Genomic DNA, 15,327 nt, shown 5'->3' with positions numbered 1-15,327 from the left:
ACGATGTTTGAGGCGAGACCCGATAAGAATGCATTTTTAGTCAAAAGCTATGAAACAAAGGAGCTTATTTCTAAATACAAAAAGCAGCTCAATTACGATATTAGCAGATTTGTAGACGGTCTATCCGAGATACATCTGTATGAAGATAAATACACTGGTTATCAATTTTATTATCCTATGGATATATTTGGTGATAGTGCTTTTTATGAACACCTGCAGAAGTTTGACTGGTATTATATGCCATGGAAATGGGAACACGAATATTTGTTAAATCAGCTTGATGTTAAAGATAAAATATTAGAAGTTGGGGCAGGCGGACTAGGATTCATTCAAAAGATTTCTGCTCTAAATGTTGACTGCATTGGATTAGAATTAAATGAAAAAAGTGTTGACAAGGCAAAACAATTGGGATTAGATGTAAGAAATGAATCTATACAGGCATTTGCGGCAGCAAACACCGAATGCTTCGATGTCGTTTGTTCATTTCAGGTGCTTGAGCATATAACTGACGTTCATTCTTTTCTAGCATCCAAGATCAAGTGTTTAAAAAAAGGTGGTAGACTTGTTATTTGTGTACCTAATAATGACTCATTTATTAAATATGACGAAGGTGGTATTTTAAACTTCCCTCCGCACCATGCCGGTCGATGGAATCGACAATCTCTTAATTCTATCGCATCATGTTTTAATTTACAGATTGCAGATGTCGTATATGAGCCGCTGCAGGAATACCACTCTACATGGTATGTACGATCAACTTCTAGGCGTCTAAAAAACAATAAATTAATTAACAGAATTAGTAAAATCATTTCTATCGATAAAATTATAAACGCTTACGTGAAAAGAAACCAAAGTCGCATCCGCGGTCATTCAATAATGTTTATCTATAAAAAAGAGTAGTGAAAATTCTCCTGGTAAATACCTTCGACCGCGGCGGCGCAGCAAATGCGTGCATTCGACTTCATCTTGCATTGTTGGATCACGGTATCGACAGTAAGTTACTGTTAAAAAAGAAAACTAAAAGTATCCCTCAAAGTTTTCAGTATAGCAAAGCTACCGTATCAAAATCTAAATTAAATAAAATTTGGGGTCGATTCAGTCGTCTGATTTCTATTTCTTTGCCAGTATCACTTAGATCTTCAACAAGACTCAGTGTTGAAGATGAGTTTTTACGAGGGCGTGATAAACGACTTTCTCTATTTTCATTCCCAGGGAATGAAATCGACATTACCGAAAGTCCATTCTATAAGGAAGCTGATATAATAAATTTTCATTGGGTTGCAAAATTCATTGATTTTCAGAGTTTTTTTGAAAAGAATAGCAAGCCTCTTGTTTGGACACTTCATGACATGAACCCCTTCACAGGTGGAGAGCATTATCAAGATCAGATACTAGGCCTAAATCACAATGACGAACCAATTATAAGAAGACTTACGGTTGCAGAACAGGAGGTGCATCAAGAAATAATTAAGATTAAAGCACTTTCTTTATTATCAGTCCAAAATATTCAAATCGTCGCGCCGTCAAAGTGGTTGCTTAATGAGTCTTCTAACAGTCGATTATTTAAAAAATTTAAGCATCATCATATTGTTTACGGATTAGAATCGAGTTCTTTTAAGGCAGTTAGCCAAAAATTTGCAAGAAAACTTTTGGGATTGCCTAAAAATAAGAAGATCTTACTTTTTCTAGCAGAATCAACATCAGACAAACGCAAAGGTCTAGATTTCCTTCTAAGCGCCTTGAAGAAGATCAAAAATTCTGAATTAATTGTTTGCGCAGTCGGTGAAACAAATAATCGACTTGCAGATGTAGAAAATATATACCCTTTGGGTTACATAGGTGATCCAAGACTATTAAACCTATGCTATAGTGCGGCAGACGTGTTCGTTATACCTTCGCTTATGGACAACTTACCCAACACGGTCATAGAATCGCTTTTCTGTGGAACACCTGTAATAGGATTTCGGGTTGGAGGTATTATTGACATGGTTCAACATGAAGAAAATGGTTTAATAGCCGATGAATTAACTAGTGAGGCATTGAAAGATAGAATCCTTGATTTTTTTAGAGACCCTAGCCGGTTTGAACGAAAGAAAATTAGAGCTAATGCTATAAGTAAATACTCTGCAAGTTTGCAGGCCGCAAGGTATCTAAAACTATTTGGGTCATTGAGTAGCAAAGTATGAAAATTTCTGTAATTACTATCAATTACAATAATCTGGACGGTTTAAGAAAAACGATTCAAAGCGTATTTTCTCAGGACTTTACGGATTTTGAATTCATTGTTATTGATGGTAACTCTACAGATGGTAGTCGCGACTACCTTATCGAACATCAATCTCATATTGATTATTGGGTCAGTGAACCTGATGAAGGGATTTATCATGCTATGAATAAGGGCATTCATGTTTCAAAAGGTGATTATCTTTTTTTTCTTAATAGTGGCGATTGGTTCTATTCTGCGGAAGTTTTAACTACTATTTCACTTAATAGTAAGTGTGGTAAAGATCTTTATTATGGGGACGTAGTCCTCAAATTTACAGACCGTAAAATGTTACATACTTATCCACAATTTTTGAGGTTAAGTCATTTTGTAAAAGGAACTATTTGCCATCAAGCTGTAATTATTAAAAAGGAACTCTTTGATCGATTAGGTTATTATAATACAGATTATAAAATAATAGCAGACTGGGATTTTTTGGTAAGGGCGCTTTTCATAAATGGAGCAACATATCTCAAACTAGATGTCATTTTTACAAATTATGACATGTCTGGTGTCTCAGCAGATCCTGAAAACAGAATTACTTCGAAAAATGAAAAACATAAAATACTAAAGGAGCTTTTTTCTGGAATTATCGAGGATTATGAAGACTATTTTGATGCACGATTAACTTTGGGAAAGATAAAATACTATTTTGGTGACGAATTTTTCTTATTGTTGAAACGACCTTTTTTTTAAAAGCAATGAAATTTATAGTGAGTGTTTTTAACATGCTTTATAAAATAAGACGTCAACTAAAATGAAGGTTTCAATTATTACTATAAATTTTAATGATCTTAAAGGGCTCAAGAAAACTATTGATAGCGTTCAACGACAGGTTTATAAAGGTTTTGAATTAATCGTAATTGATGGTAACTCATCAGACGGCAGCAAAGAATTTTTACAGCAAAATGCGCACCTGTTTACTCACTTTGTAAGTGAACCTGATGCTGGCATCTACGATGCGATGAACAAAGGAGCCGCTTTCGCGAAAGCGGAATATTTATACTTCCTCAATAGTGGCGACGATCTTCACGGTAACGACGCACTAGATAACATCATAGATCATCTAGATGGGACTGACATTGTGTACGGCGATATCAATATCGTGGAGGGCAACAAGCAGACCATAAAAACAGCTCCTAAACAATTGAGTTTTAGGTACCTGTACGACGACTTACCAGCACATCAAGCAACCTTTGTAAAGCGCTCGCTTTTTGAAAAAATAGGCGGTTATGATGCTGATTTAAATATAGTTGCAGACTGGAAGCTTTTTGCACTAGCAGTTATCAAATACAGCGCAACCTATAAGCACATAGATCCTGTCTTTTCTAATTTTTATACAGGTGGAATTAGCTCTCAAGTAGATAACAGCGATGCACTGATCAATGAGCGCCAGGCAATATTAGAAGAAGAATTCCCTATTTTATTAGTTGACATAAAAAGACAATTTTTACTGGAACGTAAATTGCGCAACTTGAGAAAATCAAAGAGAATACAATGGCTGCAGAGATTAGGTTTATTAGATAAATTCTAACGTATGAAGTTGGAAATTTCAGTCATTATACCTGTTTATAATGCTATCAGATTCTTAGAAAAAGCTGTGCTAAGTGCTGTGAATCAGGATGAGGTGATTGAGGTCCTTGTGATCGATGATGGGAGTACAGATGGCTCATACGAGTTGTTGCAGGAACTTGAACAGAAACATCATAAAGTCAAATTATTACTGCACCCAGAACACATCAATAAAGGAAGATCTGCCACGCGCAATCTAGGTATTACCAGCGCTAGCGGAAATTTAATCGCGTTTCTTGATTCAGATGATTATTTTCTAGAGAATCGTTTTAAGAATGATATTCATGTCCTAAATAAATATCCTGATTCAGATGGCGTTTACAATGCCGTAGGTTTTGAGATACATGATGCATCAAAAAGCAATCTGTCACAAGTTCAAAAATTATATACAGTAAATCAAGTTGTTGAACCAGACGTTTTATTTGAAGGTCTCGTAGCTGGAAAAGTGGGTCACTTTCAAATAAATGGTCTAACGGTTAAGAGATCCCTTTTTTATAAGACTGGATTGTTTAACGAAGAATTACAAGTTGCAGAAGATTCCGATATTTTCTGGAAGATGGCAATGAAAGGAAGGCTCTACACTGGTAAGATAGATGAGGCCGTCGCTATTCGCGGTGTTCACGAATACAATAGTTTCTATCAGGTGTATTTATATGACAAATATATATATACTATGTATGACTCTTTAATATCTTGGTCTAGTAGGAACAAGGTTCCCTTGAAGAGAATAGACTTATTGTTGAAAGCGATATGGATACTGAAACACAAAAAAGAAGAAGGCTTAGTTGATGAAATTAGATTTTGGGCGAAACAATTTTGGGGTAACCACAGGATAATTTTTTCATATCTTTTTATTAAATATTTTCCTATCGTAAGAAGAAGAAAATTGCTTTTCCCGTTCCTAAAATAGTAATCATGAAATCCCATCTTGCATCCAATATCACTGCAATCATTCCCTGCTACAATGATGGAGCATTTATTATGGAAGCCGTTAACTCTTTACTCAATCAAACCTTGAGTCCAGAAAAGATTTTGATAGTTGATGATGGCTCTGGTGTTACAACAAAAAAAGTGCTAGCAGCGATTGATCATCCCGCAATAGAAATTATTCATCAAGCAAACAAAGGTGTAAGTTCGGCGAGGAATAGAGGTGTCGAACAGGCAACAACAGAATGGATTTTAACGTTGGATGCAGATGATTATTACGAAGTTGACTTTGTGGAAAAAGCGTTAGATCTTATAAACAAGAATAGTAATATTTCAATAATAACTTCATACTATAGAAAATTTGACAAATCAAATAATGTAAATGATATAATTGAGCCAGCTGGTGGTTCCGTAAGAAATTTTCTAGTTAGGAATAACGGTGTAGCTAGTACGCTTTTCAAAAAGGAGTGCTGGAAAGTCGTTAACGGCTATGATGTAGAATTTGATCGTGGTTATGAAGACTGGGATTTTTGGATCTCTGTGCTTTCAAAAGGCTATAAAATGCATGTCATACCGCAAGTCCTCTTTAATTACAGAGTCAAAGCCTTTTCAAGGGATCAAGATGCCTTGCGTCATTATGATGAATTTCTAAGGAGAAAACTTTATCATAAACATCGAGACGTATATCTTGAACACATAGACGATGTCATTTTACAACTGATCAAAACAAACGCATCTTTTAAGAAGACAATTGTGAAAAGGGAGAATAGTCTGGATTATAGATGGGGTAAGTCGATGTTGGCTCCTCTAAGATGGATAAATCAAAGTTTCTTTAGAAAAGAATGCTAACACATCAAGTCTCCATCATCGTTCCTTGCTACAATCATGCTCATTTTCTAGACATGTCACTAGAGTCTGTTTTGAGACAATCATACAGCCACTGGGAATGCATCATTGTTAATGATGGTAGCCAAGATCATACAGAAGTTGTAGCGCAACAGTGGATCAATAAAGACCAACGTTTTAAATACGTATATCAGCACAATGGCGGCCTTTCCAGTGCGCGCAATGCTGGGATTAAAGCTAGTAAAGGCCAACTTATTCTCCCGCTTGATGCAGATGACGTATTACATCCAGCATATCTATCTAAGCTCGTACCTTTATTAATAGAAAATCATAAACTGGCGATCATCTCCTGCTACACTGGTTTTTTTAAGTCCAAGCCTTCTAACACTTACTTTATACTTGAGCCAAAAGGTACAGAAATCAAAAACATGCTCTACTTAAATCAATTGGTAGCGACATCTCTTTATAGAAAATCTGATTGGGAACAAGTAGGAGGTTATGACGAACAGATGAAAACTGGTTTTGAAGACTGGGAATTTTGGCTACGCATATTAAAGGCAACGGGAGAATCCTATCGCATTATCCCAGAAGTCTTGTTCTATTATAGAAAAGCAAAGCAATCCATGCTAGTAGATGCGGTGACCAACCACCAGGAATCCATAAAAAAATACATCATACAAAAACATCCCGAACTATATATTGCCGACTTTAAGAATTTCACCGCAGTACAATTTCATCATTTAATGACCGCTAGAGAAAAGGAGAAAAGCATAAAAAACTCTGCGGAATTCAAACTGGGTCGCCTCCTACTTAAACCCTATAGGTGGTTAACTTCGCTCGTTGCAAGGAATAACAGATCAAAACAAGGCTAATGAAATTAAGCGTGGTCATCAGAGCTAAAAATCAAGCGCCAGCGCTGGAGTTTCTCTTAAGAAACCTCACGCAAAGATATGCGGCAGACGTGGACGAGATCGTAGTGATCGATAACCTAAGTACTGATGCCAGCAAGCAAATAACCTTGAAGTATGGCGCAAGATTTGAAACCATAGAAAAGTTTAGTTATGGCGGTAGTGCCAATTTTGCTGCTGCTCAAGCCACACATCCCATCGTGGTCATCTTCAGTGCGCATTCGTATCCTGTAAGTCATGATTTTTTCAGCCTGATTAAACAGCGTTTTGCAACGAACCCCAATCTAGCAGGATTGCGCTGCTTGCACAATTCCAATGATTATCGACAGTATATCAACGGCATTTCGGCAAGTGAAGATCCCAATAGATCTGGATTGATTTTTTCGGGTTCCGCTTTCGCGAAAGCGGTATGGCAAAAGCATCCTTTCAGAGAAGATGTAGCTACGTTTGAAGACAAAGAATGGTCAAAACGCGTGCTGGAAGCAGGTTATGACATTGAGCTTGTACCTGCTATTTTCAATTATCAGATCAAGCGAACTAGAAAACAGGAGCTGTTTAGATTCAAAAATGACCTAGTAGGTAATTATCAGTTATGGCATCAAGAGGTCTCGATATGGTCTGCTAGTAAGGGATGGATTGCGAGCAGCAGCAGGACTATTTTAAGGATGTTTGCAGATCTATGGCAAGCTCTGCAACGCTTGTTGATTGTAATAAAGTTTTATATAAAAAAACCGAACAAGTTTTAGAAACAACCGCCCACATACAGCAACAATACCGTAGTAACAACTTCGATTTTCTCAGGTTTGTCTTTGCTCTTTTGGTAGTGATTTCTCATTCCTATCCGCTATCAGGTACAGCCGAAACTTCCCAGTGGATCGTACAGTTGACCGACGGTCAGACAAATTATGCGGCCATTGGCTTGAATGGATTCTTTGTCATCAGCGGTTTTTTTATCTATAGAAGTTTTGATCGCAGTCCATCTATCTGGGTGTTTTTAAGAAAGCGGGCACTGCGTATTTTTCCAGGCCTATTCGTAGTGCTGCTACTATCGGTCATGACGGTTCCCTTGGTTTATGAAGGTGATGTGCCTCTTTTGCATAATAAGGATTGGTTCACCTATCTACCTTATAATTTATCGCTCTATGGTTTTCAAGGTGTGGTCTCTGGGGTTTTTGACAACAATTTTTACCACGCGATCAATGGGTCTTTGTGGACAATACGTTATGAGTTTACACTTTATCTATGTATTTCGGTCTTTTATTTGGTTCAGGGCAATCAGCTTTTAATCCGCCTAGCTTTGTTGATTACCAGTTTGTTGATGCTGGTGGGTTATCTGTTTTTTAAGAATCAATTAGGGCCAGTCTCACTGTTAGGCTTAGTAGGATACAACATCCTTAATCTCGGGACTTTTTTTGTGCTAGGCAGTTTACTGGGCACTTTTGTTTTTGAGCGATATGTTCGTTGGGTCTTTGTGTTGGGACTACTTGTGCTGCTAGTTGCTTCTATATATTTCAATCTCTATGACCTTTTTAAGCATGTCCTGTTCACACCATTAATATTGATGATAGGCTTTTTGACTGTGCGTGGAATAAGTAAGTTTGGTAAATGGGGCGATGCATCCTACGGCATCTATATCTATAGTTTTCCGATCCAGCAGCTATTGGTGTATTATTTTGCACCTAATGTTACTGTATTAATGGGTTTGTCAGTACTCTTATCAATTATATTTGGAATACTATCGTGGCACTTAATAGAAAAAAGAGCTTTGAAATTAAAGAACAAGCCGTTCTCCGTGTATCGCAGAAAATGGCTGTCGCCTCGTTAATTCAGCGGATTTATGAGTCAATTAGTATCCATTATCATTCCTACTTACAATCGGGCCCATATTATTGGTACAACCCTGGACTCTATCGTCGCCCAAACCTACCAAAACTGGGAGTGCGTCATTGTTGATGATGGTAGCACGGATGATACTCTAGAAGTCTTACAAGCTATTTCACGAAATGATCCGAGATTCAAAATTCATCAAAGACCTTCCAATTTACCAAAGGGAGCTTCGTCCTGTCGGAATATTGGAATTGATAATTCTGATGGAGATTATATCATCTTCTTAGACTCGGACGACACTTTAGAGGTTCATTGTTTGAAAACGAGAGTTGATATCTTTAACAAAAAGCCTAGCCTAGATTTTTTAGTTTTCCCGATGGGTGTTTACTCAAATGAACATATTTTAAAAGCGAATCTTGATGATACAGTTAATCACTTAAATGAATTTTTATCATATCGATTGCCGTGGTCAATCATGTGTCCAATTTGGAAAGCAAATTTTATTAAAGAGTTAGGTGGTTTTACCATAACATATCCACGATTGAATGATCCTGAATTAATGATAAGGGCATTGCTAATGCCATATGTTTCATATCAAGTTATTAGTGATGTCCCCTATGATAGTGTTTACTATCCCAGCATATCTAATTGGCCTTTGATCATTGATAAATACTTTCAAAGTCTTGAATTATTAATTCCGGACGTTGTTAATCGATTAAATAGAAGCAATAGATCTGAACTGAAAGTATTTTTAAGAGGATACCTAAAAGTATGGTATTATAGTTTTTACTTTCCCTCAAATAAAAATTATCTCTTTTATAATCTAACGTTAATTAAATTATTTTTAAATCATAACATTATTTCTCGTTGGCAAAGCTTGTGGCTTGGTTTTTATATAACGCTTTATGTTGGTTTAGGATTTTTACTTAGCAAGGTCAAATCAAATAAAATATTTCGGTTTGAATGAAGCGGGTTAAAGAACTAATTCGAAAAGGCATTGGGTGGATATATTTATATGTATTTGCAATTCGACGATCGAAGGTGATTAAAAAATCAGATCTCGTCTTTATATTTCCATACTATCATCTAGGCGGTGCAGAGCGAGTTCATCTATATATTACTAAAATTTTTGAGAATAGTAATGTAACCGTCATTTTTACCCATTCATCTGCTACAGATATATACCTTGAATCCTTCAGAGAGTCTGCAAGTATTATTATACTAAATCCAATTATCAATAAAAGAAGCGATGCAGTAACCAAACGACTGTTCAAAATAATAATTAATGCTATTAATCAGAGCAAAGAGATCAGTTGCGTTTTTGGGAGTAATACAAAGTACTTCTATGAGATCGTTCCCTTTTTGAATAAAAGGTCAATCGATTTAATTCATGCATTTAGGGACTTAGATGATCGCGAAGACATGTTTTGCGAATCCGCAAGATATTTAGATAAAAGGGTTGTCATCAGCGAACACGGTCATAACGCACTGAGCCAAATTTATGCTCGACAAAATTTATCAGAGTATTTAGGTAATGTTGTAATTATTCCAAATGCAGTGCGATCAGCATCATTAAATCAAAAAATGGTCAATTCTAGTAATGAGCAAATCGTGGTTGGGTATGTGGGCAGATGGGCTCCTGAGAAAAGACCAGAGCTGTTTTTAAAAATTGCAAAGTCATTTCAGGGTAAACTGAATTACATATTTGTGATGGCTGGTAGCGGTATGACCGCTTATAAAAAAGTCATAACAGATGCTGGCGTCATTTTTAAAGGCCAAATAAATAATCCAATTGTGCTTCAGGAATTATATAAACAGCTAGATGTAATTTGTATAACCTCAGAATATGAAGGTTTTCCTATGGTTATTATGGAATCAATGATGTCTGGAGTTATACCTATCAGTGTCAACGTTGGTGGAGTATCAGAGCATATTATTAATGGAAAAAATGGAGTTTTAATAGACAATAAAGACGAAATGTCAGTGACGGATAAAATGATTAGTAGTATTATTGAGTTAAAGAGCGATTTTAGTTTGAGGAAAAACCTTTCTAACAATGCGACTGTGTATGCCGAACGTTCATTTTCGATGGATAATTTTATTCATGGTTACCGTGCATTACTGAAAGAAAAAACTTAGGTGAATATTGAAACGCTTTTAAAGTTTATATTATTAAAATAATATTGATCATTGATTTCAGTGCTATTTCCTTTAGTAATTTAATATGCTAAGCATTCCAACCTTAAGTATTGTAATTCCAAATCGCAACCGGAAATTAGAAATTGTTCAACGCTCTTTAGATTCAGTAGCTATGCAATTGAATCAAAATGTAAAAGTAATGTTCATCGATTACGGAAGTTCAAAGATTTATCAAGAGAAACTCCAAAATCTATTGACTTATTATCCTGCAATTGAACTGAAACTTTGCCCAACACAAGGACAGTTGTTCCATAAAACCAGATGTATTAATATGGTATTGAAGCAGTGTACCAGTAAATATTTTATGGTTATGGATGTGGACTGTATCGTTCATCCAAAATTTGTAGCTAAGGCTTTAGAACTTGCTAGTGATGGGACAACCTATAATTTTCCCTATGGGTTTTTAACAGAAGCTGAAAGCAATACCAGTAAACCTTTTGAAGACCACAAGGTTAAGTTCATAGGTGGACTAACAGGGACAGCAATTTTTAACACAGAACAATTGATCCAACTTAATGGTTTCGACGAGTCCTATCACGGCTGGGGCGCAGAGGATGCCGATATGTTTAGAAGGCTCGAGACTGCTGGTAACAAAGTGGTTTTATATCAATCTGAGCTACTGGTACTGCATCAATGGCATGCTAAAGGCTACAGATCTACAAATACTAATCAACCGTTTCATCAAAGTCTTGAACGTATCAACCATAGATTGTTTGACTTATCGAAGTCATTAAATTCAAAAGTTACTAATAGACACTTACCTTGGGGCATGCACTGCAGTGCATCGGCTTACAACCAGTTGGACGTAATAGTTCAGTCAATATTTGTCGAAAACTCGTACGAAGAATTGAGAGCATGCAGTTTCCAATTGTTGCATAACCAGAAGCCAGGGACAACACTATTGACGGTCAGAGAAATGGGAAAAATTCATTCTTTGAAAAACAGATTGAAAGCAATATTTAGTAATCGTGTTTTTAGAGCCGTGCCAATGGAACAGGTCAATGAGTACTTACTGGAGCAGATCATAATGAATTTTCGTAATTTACCTTACCAATATGAATTTGATCAAGAACTTAGACAAGTTAAATTGAAAATAAATTTTTAAGTGTTGATCAACAATTAAGTAAACGACATCTACAGCGACTGTAATATGAAAATCTTAATGGTCTCCATGAACAACTTACACTTCCAGCGCTGGTCTGATCAGTTACGGGATAGCGGGCATGAGGTCTTTTGGTTTGATATTCTGGATCAGGGTTACGCACAATCCTTGTCTTGGATGACCCAGATAACTGGCTGGAAAAAACGATTTCTAAAACGTCGAGGACGAACCTTTTTAAAAACGAAATTCCCTAAGGTTTATAGTTGGCTGGAGTGCAACTATGATGTTCGTGTTGAGGACGCTTTTGAGCGCGCCTTGCTGGAAATACAACCAGATGTCGTGCATAGTTTTGCATTGTATGTAGCTGCGGCACCTATAAAAAACGTGATGCAAGTACACGCTCACATGAAATGGGCATACAGCGCTTGGGGAAGTGATTTGTTTTATTTCCAGCATCAACCCAATTATTTAGCAGATATAAAACAAGTGCTTCAACGAGTCGATTACCTATTCACGGATTGTCACCGCGATCATCAAATTGCTGTGAAATATGGTTTTCAAGGTACGTTTTTGGGTGTTTTTCCAGGTGGCGGTGGTTATGAATTGGACAATTTAAAACAATACCAACTTCCCATAAAACAGCGCAAGATTATTGCTGTCAAAGGATACCAAAATCGGTCTGGCAGAGCTGTTTCTGTCTTACAGGCTCTCGAGATGATCAAGGATCAGCTTACAGATTACGAGATCGTAGTTTTTGGAGCAGATCATCAGGATGTGTTCCGCTTTCGCGCGGTCACTGAGCACGGTCGAAGTGAAAGAGAGATTCCCAACATCACCATTCACGGGAAGTTGACACATGAGGATATTTTCAAGCTTTTCGGGAAGGCGTTACTTTATATAGGCAATTCTAATAGCGATGGTATGCCTAACACATTACTTGAAGCTATTTGCTGTGGTTGTCACCCTATACAATCCAATCCAGGAGGTGCAACGGCAGAGATTATTACTGATGGACTAAACGGTTTATTGATAGAAAATTGTGAGGATGTAGAGCTTATAGGACAAGTAGTAAAAAAAAGCTTAACCGACCTGGATTACCTACTCAAGTCCGCAGAGTATAATTATATCAATATCGTGCCAAAACTGGATAGGGATTTTATAAAAAAAAAAGTTATAGACGCCTATAGCGCCTGTCTCCCAAGCACAGGCTCTATATTTTTATCTTAAGCCCATGCCCTTGAAACAAGCTATACTTATTACCGCATACAAAGATTTCCCACAATTAGAACGACTGACCAGTGAGTTTGACGAGCGTTTCAATATCTACATCCATATCGATAAAAAGAGTAGTTTGACTTCAATCGAAAGAAATGTGTTTTTGCGCAATGGTAATATCAAATACCTAGGACAGGATTACAGGGTGAATTGGGGTGGTTTGAACCATCTAAGAGCCTACCTTCAGTTGGTACAGGTAGCTTTAAAGAATCTGGATAATCAATACTTCCATCTTATCACAGGTCAAGATTTTCCAATTCAAAGCAACTCCTATTTTGATAGGTATTTAGACGGGAAACAGGATCATATGTCAGCCTTTACCATGCCAGCTGCTGGCTGGAAAAATGGAGGCATGGATCGATTGAAATATTATCAATTCTATGACCTGTTCAATGCAAGAAAGTCCACCTTATGGATTTCGAGGTTTAGAAGACTTCAAATTAATTTAGGTTTTAAGAGAAAGATCCCAGCATATTTGGGTCAACTCTATGGAGGTAATACTTACTGGTCACTTTCTAGGTCTACCTTAAAATATGTTGTTGATTTCACAAAGAAAAACCCTAGATTTTTCAATCGCTTCAGACATACTTTTTGTGCAGAAGAAATTTATTTCCAGACCATAATTATGAATTCGACATACAGGGAGAATGTGATTACCGATGATCTTAGATATATGGACTGGAAATCGGGAAGAGGTGGCTTTCCTGCCTTTCTCGATCCCACAGATTTTGAGGAGATCATTAACAGCAACAAATTGTTTGTTCGTAAACTAGATATGAACGCAAACAGTCTATTTGAGATGCTCAGCAGTCACCGCAAGAACAATCCGTGAATTGGTATTAGAAATTTAACGTGCAACTTTCCCTAAATTTCCCAACAGCAGTCCCATATGAAATCAATCGGCTTTATTCCGTTACGCAAGAATTCCACAGGGATTCCTGGCTAGAACAAGTAGAAATTAATGGGTAGACCATTTTTCTGCTGCGTACTAGGGGAAGCTATTGCTTCTTATCTAGATCAAGTAATTGTATATACTGATGATCTTAAAATCATCAATTTTGTGAATAGAGAATACTCTAAAAACCGATAAAATAATTGCCAAGAATCGCAGTGAAGAAAGTTCTATCTCAATCCGATCGTGTATATATTTATTGAATTACCACGATTACTTAGTACTGGAAAATCAGTTATTATGGATACTATGAAAAGATTCTAAACCTAAGAGCTTTAAAATATCCGTAGAAATTAGCTATTGGCTTTATTTGTAGGTAAATGGATGCTTTTTACAATGACTCCTGATTGAGGTATTTAGCAAAGTTACAATAATTAGTTGATCACTATTTTTTCAACTCAAAATACTCATTCAGCAATTCACTATTTGATCTCTTTACATCATCCTTTTCAAAAAGCATACTAAATCCTTTAGGGACGGAGATCGACCTTCGGTTCACTGTTGAATTTAGTTTGTCTAGGTATTTCCACCATCCGAATAATATCCGTGAAATAAACAACATTATACTGCGCAAAAGTCTGTTAGAAAATAAATCGATCAGTAATTGGCTGTTGTAAGTGGCTACTGCACTTGCATTTCCTTCACCAATTTGGCACTCAACCATTTTTGATTTATTAAATAAACTACGCAATCCTGTAAACGTAAACCTGAAAAAATCATAAGGCATACCGTGATAAGGAAAATTGAAGGGTACCTCAATAAGCATCTGGCCACCACTTTTACAGACACGTTCAATCTCGCTTGCTACTACCCAAGGTTGAAATGTGTGTTCCAGCACTTGTCCAGCAATTACAATATCAAAGGTTTTGTTTTCAAAAGGAATCTGATGAGCGTCAATCACGACATCTGGAATGTATTGCGAATGAACATCAGACGTTATCACAAGCGCGCCGGCAAACATTTGAACGTACCACTCAATTTTATCACCAGCCCCTATCACGAGAACTGTTTTACCACCGCAATCACTTGCGAGTCGTTTATAACGTTCTTTAAATGTAAAGTCGTGCGATAAGGAAGGAAGTAGCTTTTGTCTTATAAAAGTTTTCCATCCTTTCTTGCGATACGTTTTGTTTTGCGTGGTCGGAATCTCATTCAAAACATCGCTTGTCCTAAAAATACTTTCCTGCTCATTGAAAAGAACTGGCACTCCATTATGAATCGGATAGGAGTGATTTGTGAAAATAACTTTGCTAGCTGTCAGTTCAACAACTTTACGTTGAGAAACTGGATCAATAAGATGCGCTTTTAAAAATTCAGTTTTAATTTGATCCACGTTAATCATTCCAGCCTAATTTGTCGTGAAAATATGTAAATAATCTTTTATTCTGGGCTGGGAGTATTTTCTACTTTACAGTAAAACACCTTCGATGAAAAGGGCTTTTTGATTAATGTCAGG

At 36.7% G+C, this 15,327-nt stretch carries 15 protein-coding genes; 14 read left to right on the top strand and 1 reads right to left on the bottom strand.

The window, feature by feature from the left end; translation table 11 throughout:
- The first annotated feature begins 3 nt into the window (after positions 1–3).
- The 14 genes from BST86_RS07820 to BST86_RS07755 all read left to right on the top strand — a co-directional run bounded on the left by BST86_RS07820 (position 4) and on the right by BST86_RS07755 (position 13,751).
- Positions 4–900 carry a class I SAM-dependent methyltransferase gene (locus BST86_RS07820; RefSeq protein ID WP_105982781.1) on the top strand — a complete coding sequence of 299 codons (897 nt, stop codon included), beginning with the start codon at positions 4–6 and terminating at the stop codon, positions 898–900.
- Positions 900–2,186, top strand: coding sequence for a glycosyltransferase (locus BST86_RS07815; RefSeq protein ID WP_105982780.1), 1,287 nt, complete (start codon positions 900–902; stop codon positions 2,184–2,186). The genes BST86_RS07820 and BST86_RS07815 overlap by 1 nt, the downstream gene beginning before the upstream one ends.
- Positions 2,183–2,959 (top strand): glycosyltransferase family 2 protein, encoded by a 777-nt coding sequence (locus tag BST86_RS07810; protein WP_105982779.1) that lies wholly within the window; start codon positions 2,183–2,185, stop codon positions 2,957–2,959. Before BST86_RS07815 ends, BST86_RS07810 begins: the two co-directional genes overlap by 4 nt.
- 61 nt (positions 2,960–3,020) lie before the next feature.
- Positions 3,021–3,797, top strand: a complete 777-nt coding sequence (locus BST86_RS07805; RefSeq protein WP_105982778.1) for a glycosyltransferase family 2 protein — start codon at positions 3,021–3,023, stop codon at positions 3,795–3,797.
- Between the two features lie 3 nt (positions 3,798–3,800).
- A complete protein-coding gene (locus BST86_RS07800; protein ID WP_105982777.1) occupies positions 3,801–4,745 on the top strand; it encodes a glycosyltransferase family A protein in 945 nt (314 codons plus the stop codon).
- A gap of 5 nt (positions 4,746–4,750) precedes the next feature.
- Complete coding sequence (locus tag BST86_RS07795; protein WP_105982776.1) at positions 4,751–5,611, top strand: glycosyltransferase family 2 protein; 861 nt, start codon at positions 4,751–4,753, stop codon at positions 5,609–5,611.
- Entirely contained in the window at positions 5,605–6,480 is an 876-nt protein-coding gene (locus BST86_RS07790; RefSeq protein ID WP_105982775.1) for a glycosyltransferase family 2 protein, read from the top strand. Before BST86_RS07795 ends, BST86_RS07790 begins: the two co-directional genes overlap by 7 nt.
- Entirely contained in the window at positions 6,480–7,262 is a 783-nt protein-coding gene (locus tag BST86_RS07785; protein WP_105982774.1) for a glycosyltransferase family 2 protein, read from the top strand. Before BST86_RS07790 ends, BST86_RS07785 begins: the two co-directional genes overlap by 1 nt.
- Positions 7,148–8,341 carry an acyltransferase family protein gene (locus tag BST86_RS07780; protein WP_105982773.1) on the top strand — a complete coding sequence of 398 codons (1,194 nt, stop codon included), beginning with the start codon at positions 7,148–7,150 and terminating at the stop codon, positions 8,339–8,341. The genes BST86_RS07785 and BST86_RS07780 overlap by 115 nt, the downstream gene beginning before the upstream one ends.
- Before the next feature lie 12 nt (positions 8,342–8,353).
- Positions 8,354–9,310 (top strand): glycosyltransferase family 2 protein, encoded by a 957-nt coding sequence (locus BST86_RS07775; RefSeq protein ID WP_105982772.1) that lies wholly within the window; start codon positions 8,354–8,356, stop codon positions 9,308–9,310.
- On the top strand, positions 9,307–10,482 hold the full coding sequence (locus BST86_RS07770; protein ID WP_105982771.1) for a glycosyltransferase family 4 protein: 1,176 nt from the start codon (positions 9,307–9,309) through the stop codon (positions 10,480–10,482). Before BST86_RS07775 ends, BST86_RS07770 begins: the two co-directional genes overlap by 4 nt.
- An 85-nt stretch (positions 10,483–10,567) precedes the next feature.
- A complete protein-coding gene (locus BST86_RS07765) occupies positions 10,568–11,647 on the top strand; it encodes a glycosyltransferase family 2 protein (RefSeq protein WP_105982770.1) in 1,080 nt (359 codons plus the stop codon).
- A 66-nt stretch (positions 11,648–11,713) separates the two neighbouring features.
- Positions 11,714–12,871: a glycosyltransferase family 4 protein gene (locus BST86_RS07760; RefSeq protein WP_242446491.1), complete on the top strand. Its 1,158-nt coding sequence runs from the start codon at positions 11,714–11,716 to the stop codon at positions 12,869–12,871.
- A gap of 10 nt (positions 12,872–12,881) precedes the next feature.
- Entirely contained in the window at positions 12,882–13,751 is an 870-nt protein-coding gene (locus BST86_RS07755) for a beta-1,6-N-acetylglucosaminyltransferase (protein ID WP_172443331.1), read from the top strand.
- 505 nt (positions 13,752–14,256) lie between these two features.
- Here BST86_RS07755 and BST86_RS07750 read toward each other — a convergent pair.
- Positions 14,257–15,213 carry a class I SAM-dependent methyltransferase gene (locus BST86_RS07750; protein WP_105982767.1) on the bottom strand — a complete coding sequence of 319 codons (957 nt, stop codon included), beginning with the start codon at positions 15,211–15,213 and terminating at the stop codon, positions 14,257–14,259.
- Positions 15,214–15,327: the final 114 nt, after the last annotated feature.

Source organism: Nonlabens agnitus (genome assembly GCF_002994045.1).
GTDB lineage: Bacteria > Bacteroidota > Bacteroidia > Flavobacteriales > Flavobacteriaceae > Nonlabens > Nonlabens agnitus.
The sequence above is the reverse complement of the archived record's forward strand: the minus strand, read 5'-3'. Positions and strand labels throughout refer to the sequence as shown.

Excerpts from the sequence above, each read along its gene's own strand:
- BST86_RS07820 (WP_105982781.1), top strand. The coding sequence starts at position 4 with ATGTTTGAGGCGAGACCCGATAAGAATGCATTTTTAGTCAAAAGCTAT.
- BST86_RS07810 (WP_105982779.1), top strand. The coding sequence starts at position 2,183 with ATGAAAATTTCTGTAATTACTATCAATTACAATAATCTGGACGGTTTA.
- BST86_RS07805 (WP_105982778.1), top strand. The coding sequence starts at position 3,021 with ATGAAGGTTTCAATTATTACTATAAATTTTAATGATCTTAAAGGGCTC.
- BST86_RS07800 (WP_105982777.1), top strand. The coding sequence starts at position 3,801 with ATGAAGTTGGAAATTTCAGTCATTATACCTGTTTATAATGCTATCAGA.
- BST86_RS07795 (WP_105982776.1), top strand. The coding sequence starts at position 4,751 with ATGAAATCCCATCTTGCATCCAATATCACTGCAATCATTCCCTGCTAC.
- BST86_RS07790 (WP_105982775.1), top strand. The coding sequence starts at position 5,605 with ATGCTAACACATCAAGTCTCCATCATCGTTCCTTGCTACAATCATGCT.
- BST86_RS07785 (WP_105982774.1), top strand. The coding sequence starts at position 6,480 with ATGAAATTAAGCGTGGTCATCAGAGCTAAAAATCAAGCGCCAGCGCTG.
- BST86_RS07780 (WP_105982773.1), top strand. The coding sequence starts at position 7,148 with ATGGATTGCGAGCAGCAGCAGGACTATTTTAAGGATGTTTGCAGATCT.
- BST86_RS07775 (WP_105982772.1), top strand. The coding sequence starts at position 8,354 with ATGAGTCAATTAGTATCCATTATCATTCCTACTTACAATCGGGCCCAT.
- BST86_RS07770 (WP_105982771.1), top strand. The coding sequence starts at position 9,307 with ATGAAGCGGGTTAAAGAACTAATTCGAAAAGGCATTGGGTGGATATAT.
- BST86_RS07765 (WP_105982770.1), top strand. The coding sequence starts at position 10,568 with ATGCTAAGCATTCCAACCTTAAGTATTGTAATTCCAAATCGCAACCGG.
- BST86_RS07760 (WP_242446491.1), top strand. The coding sequence starts at position 11,714 with ATGAACAACTTACACTTCCAGCGCTGGTCTGATCAGTTACGGGATAGC.
- BST86_RS07750 (WP_105982767.1), bottom strand. The coding sequence starts at position 15,213 with ATGATTAACGTGGATCAAATTAAAACTGAATTTTTAAAAGCGCATCTT.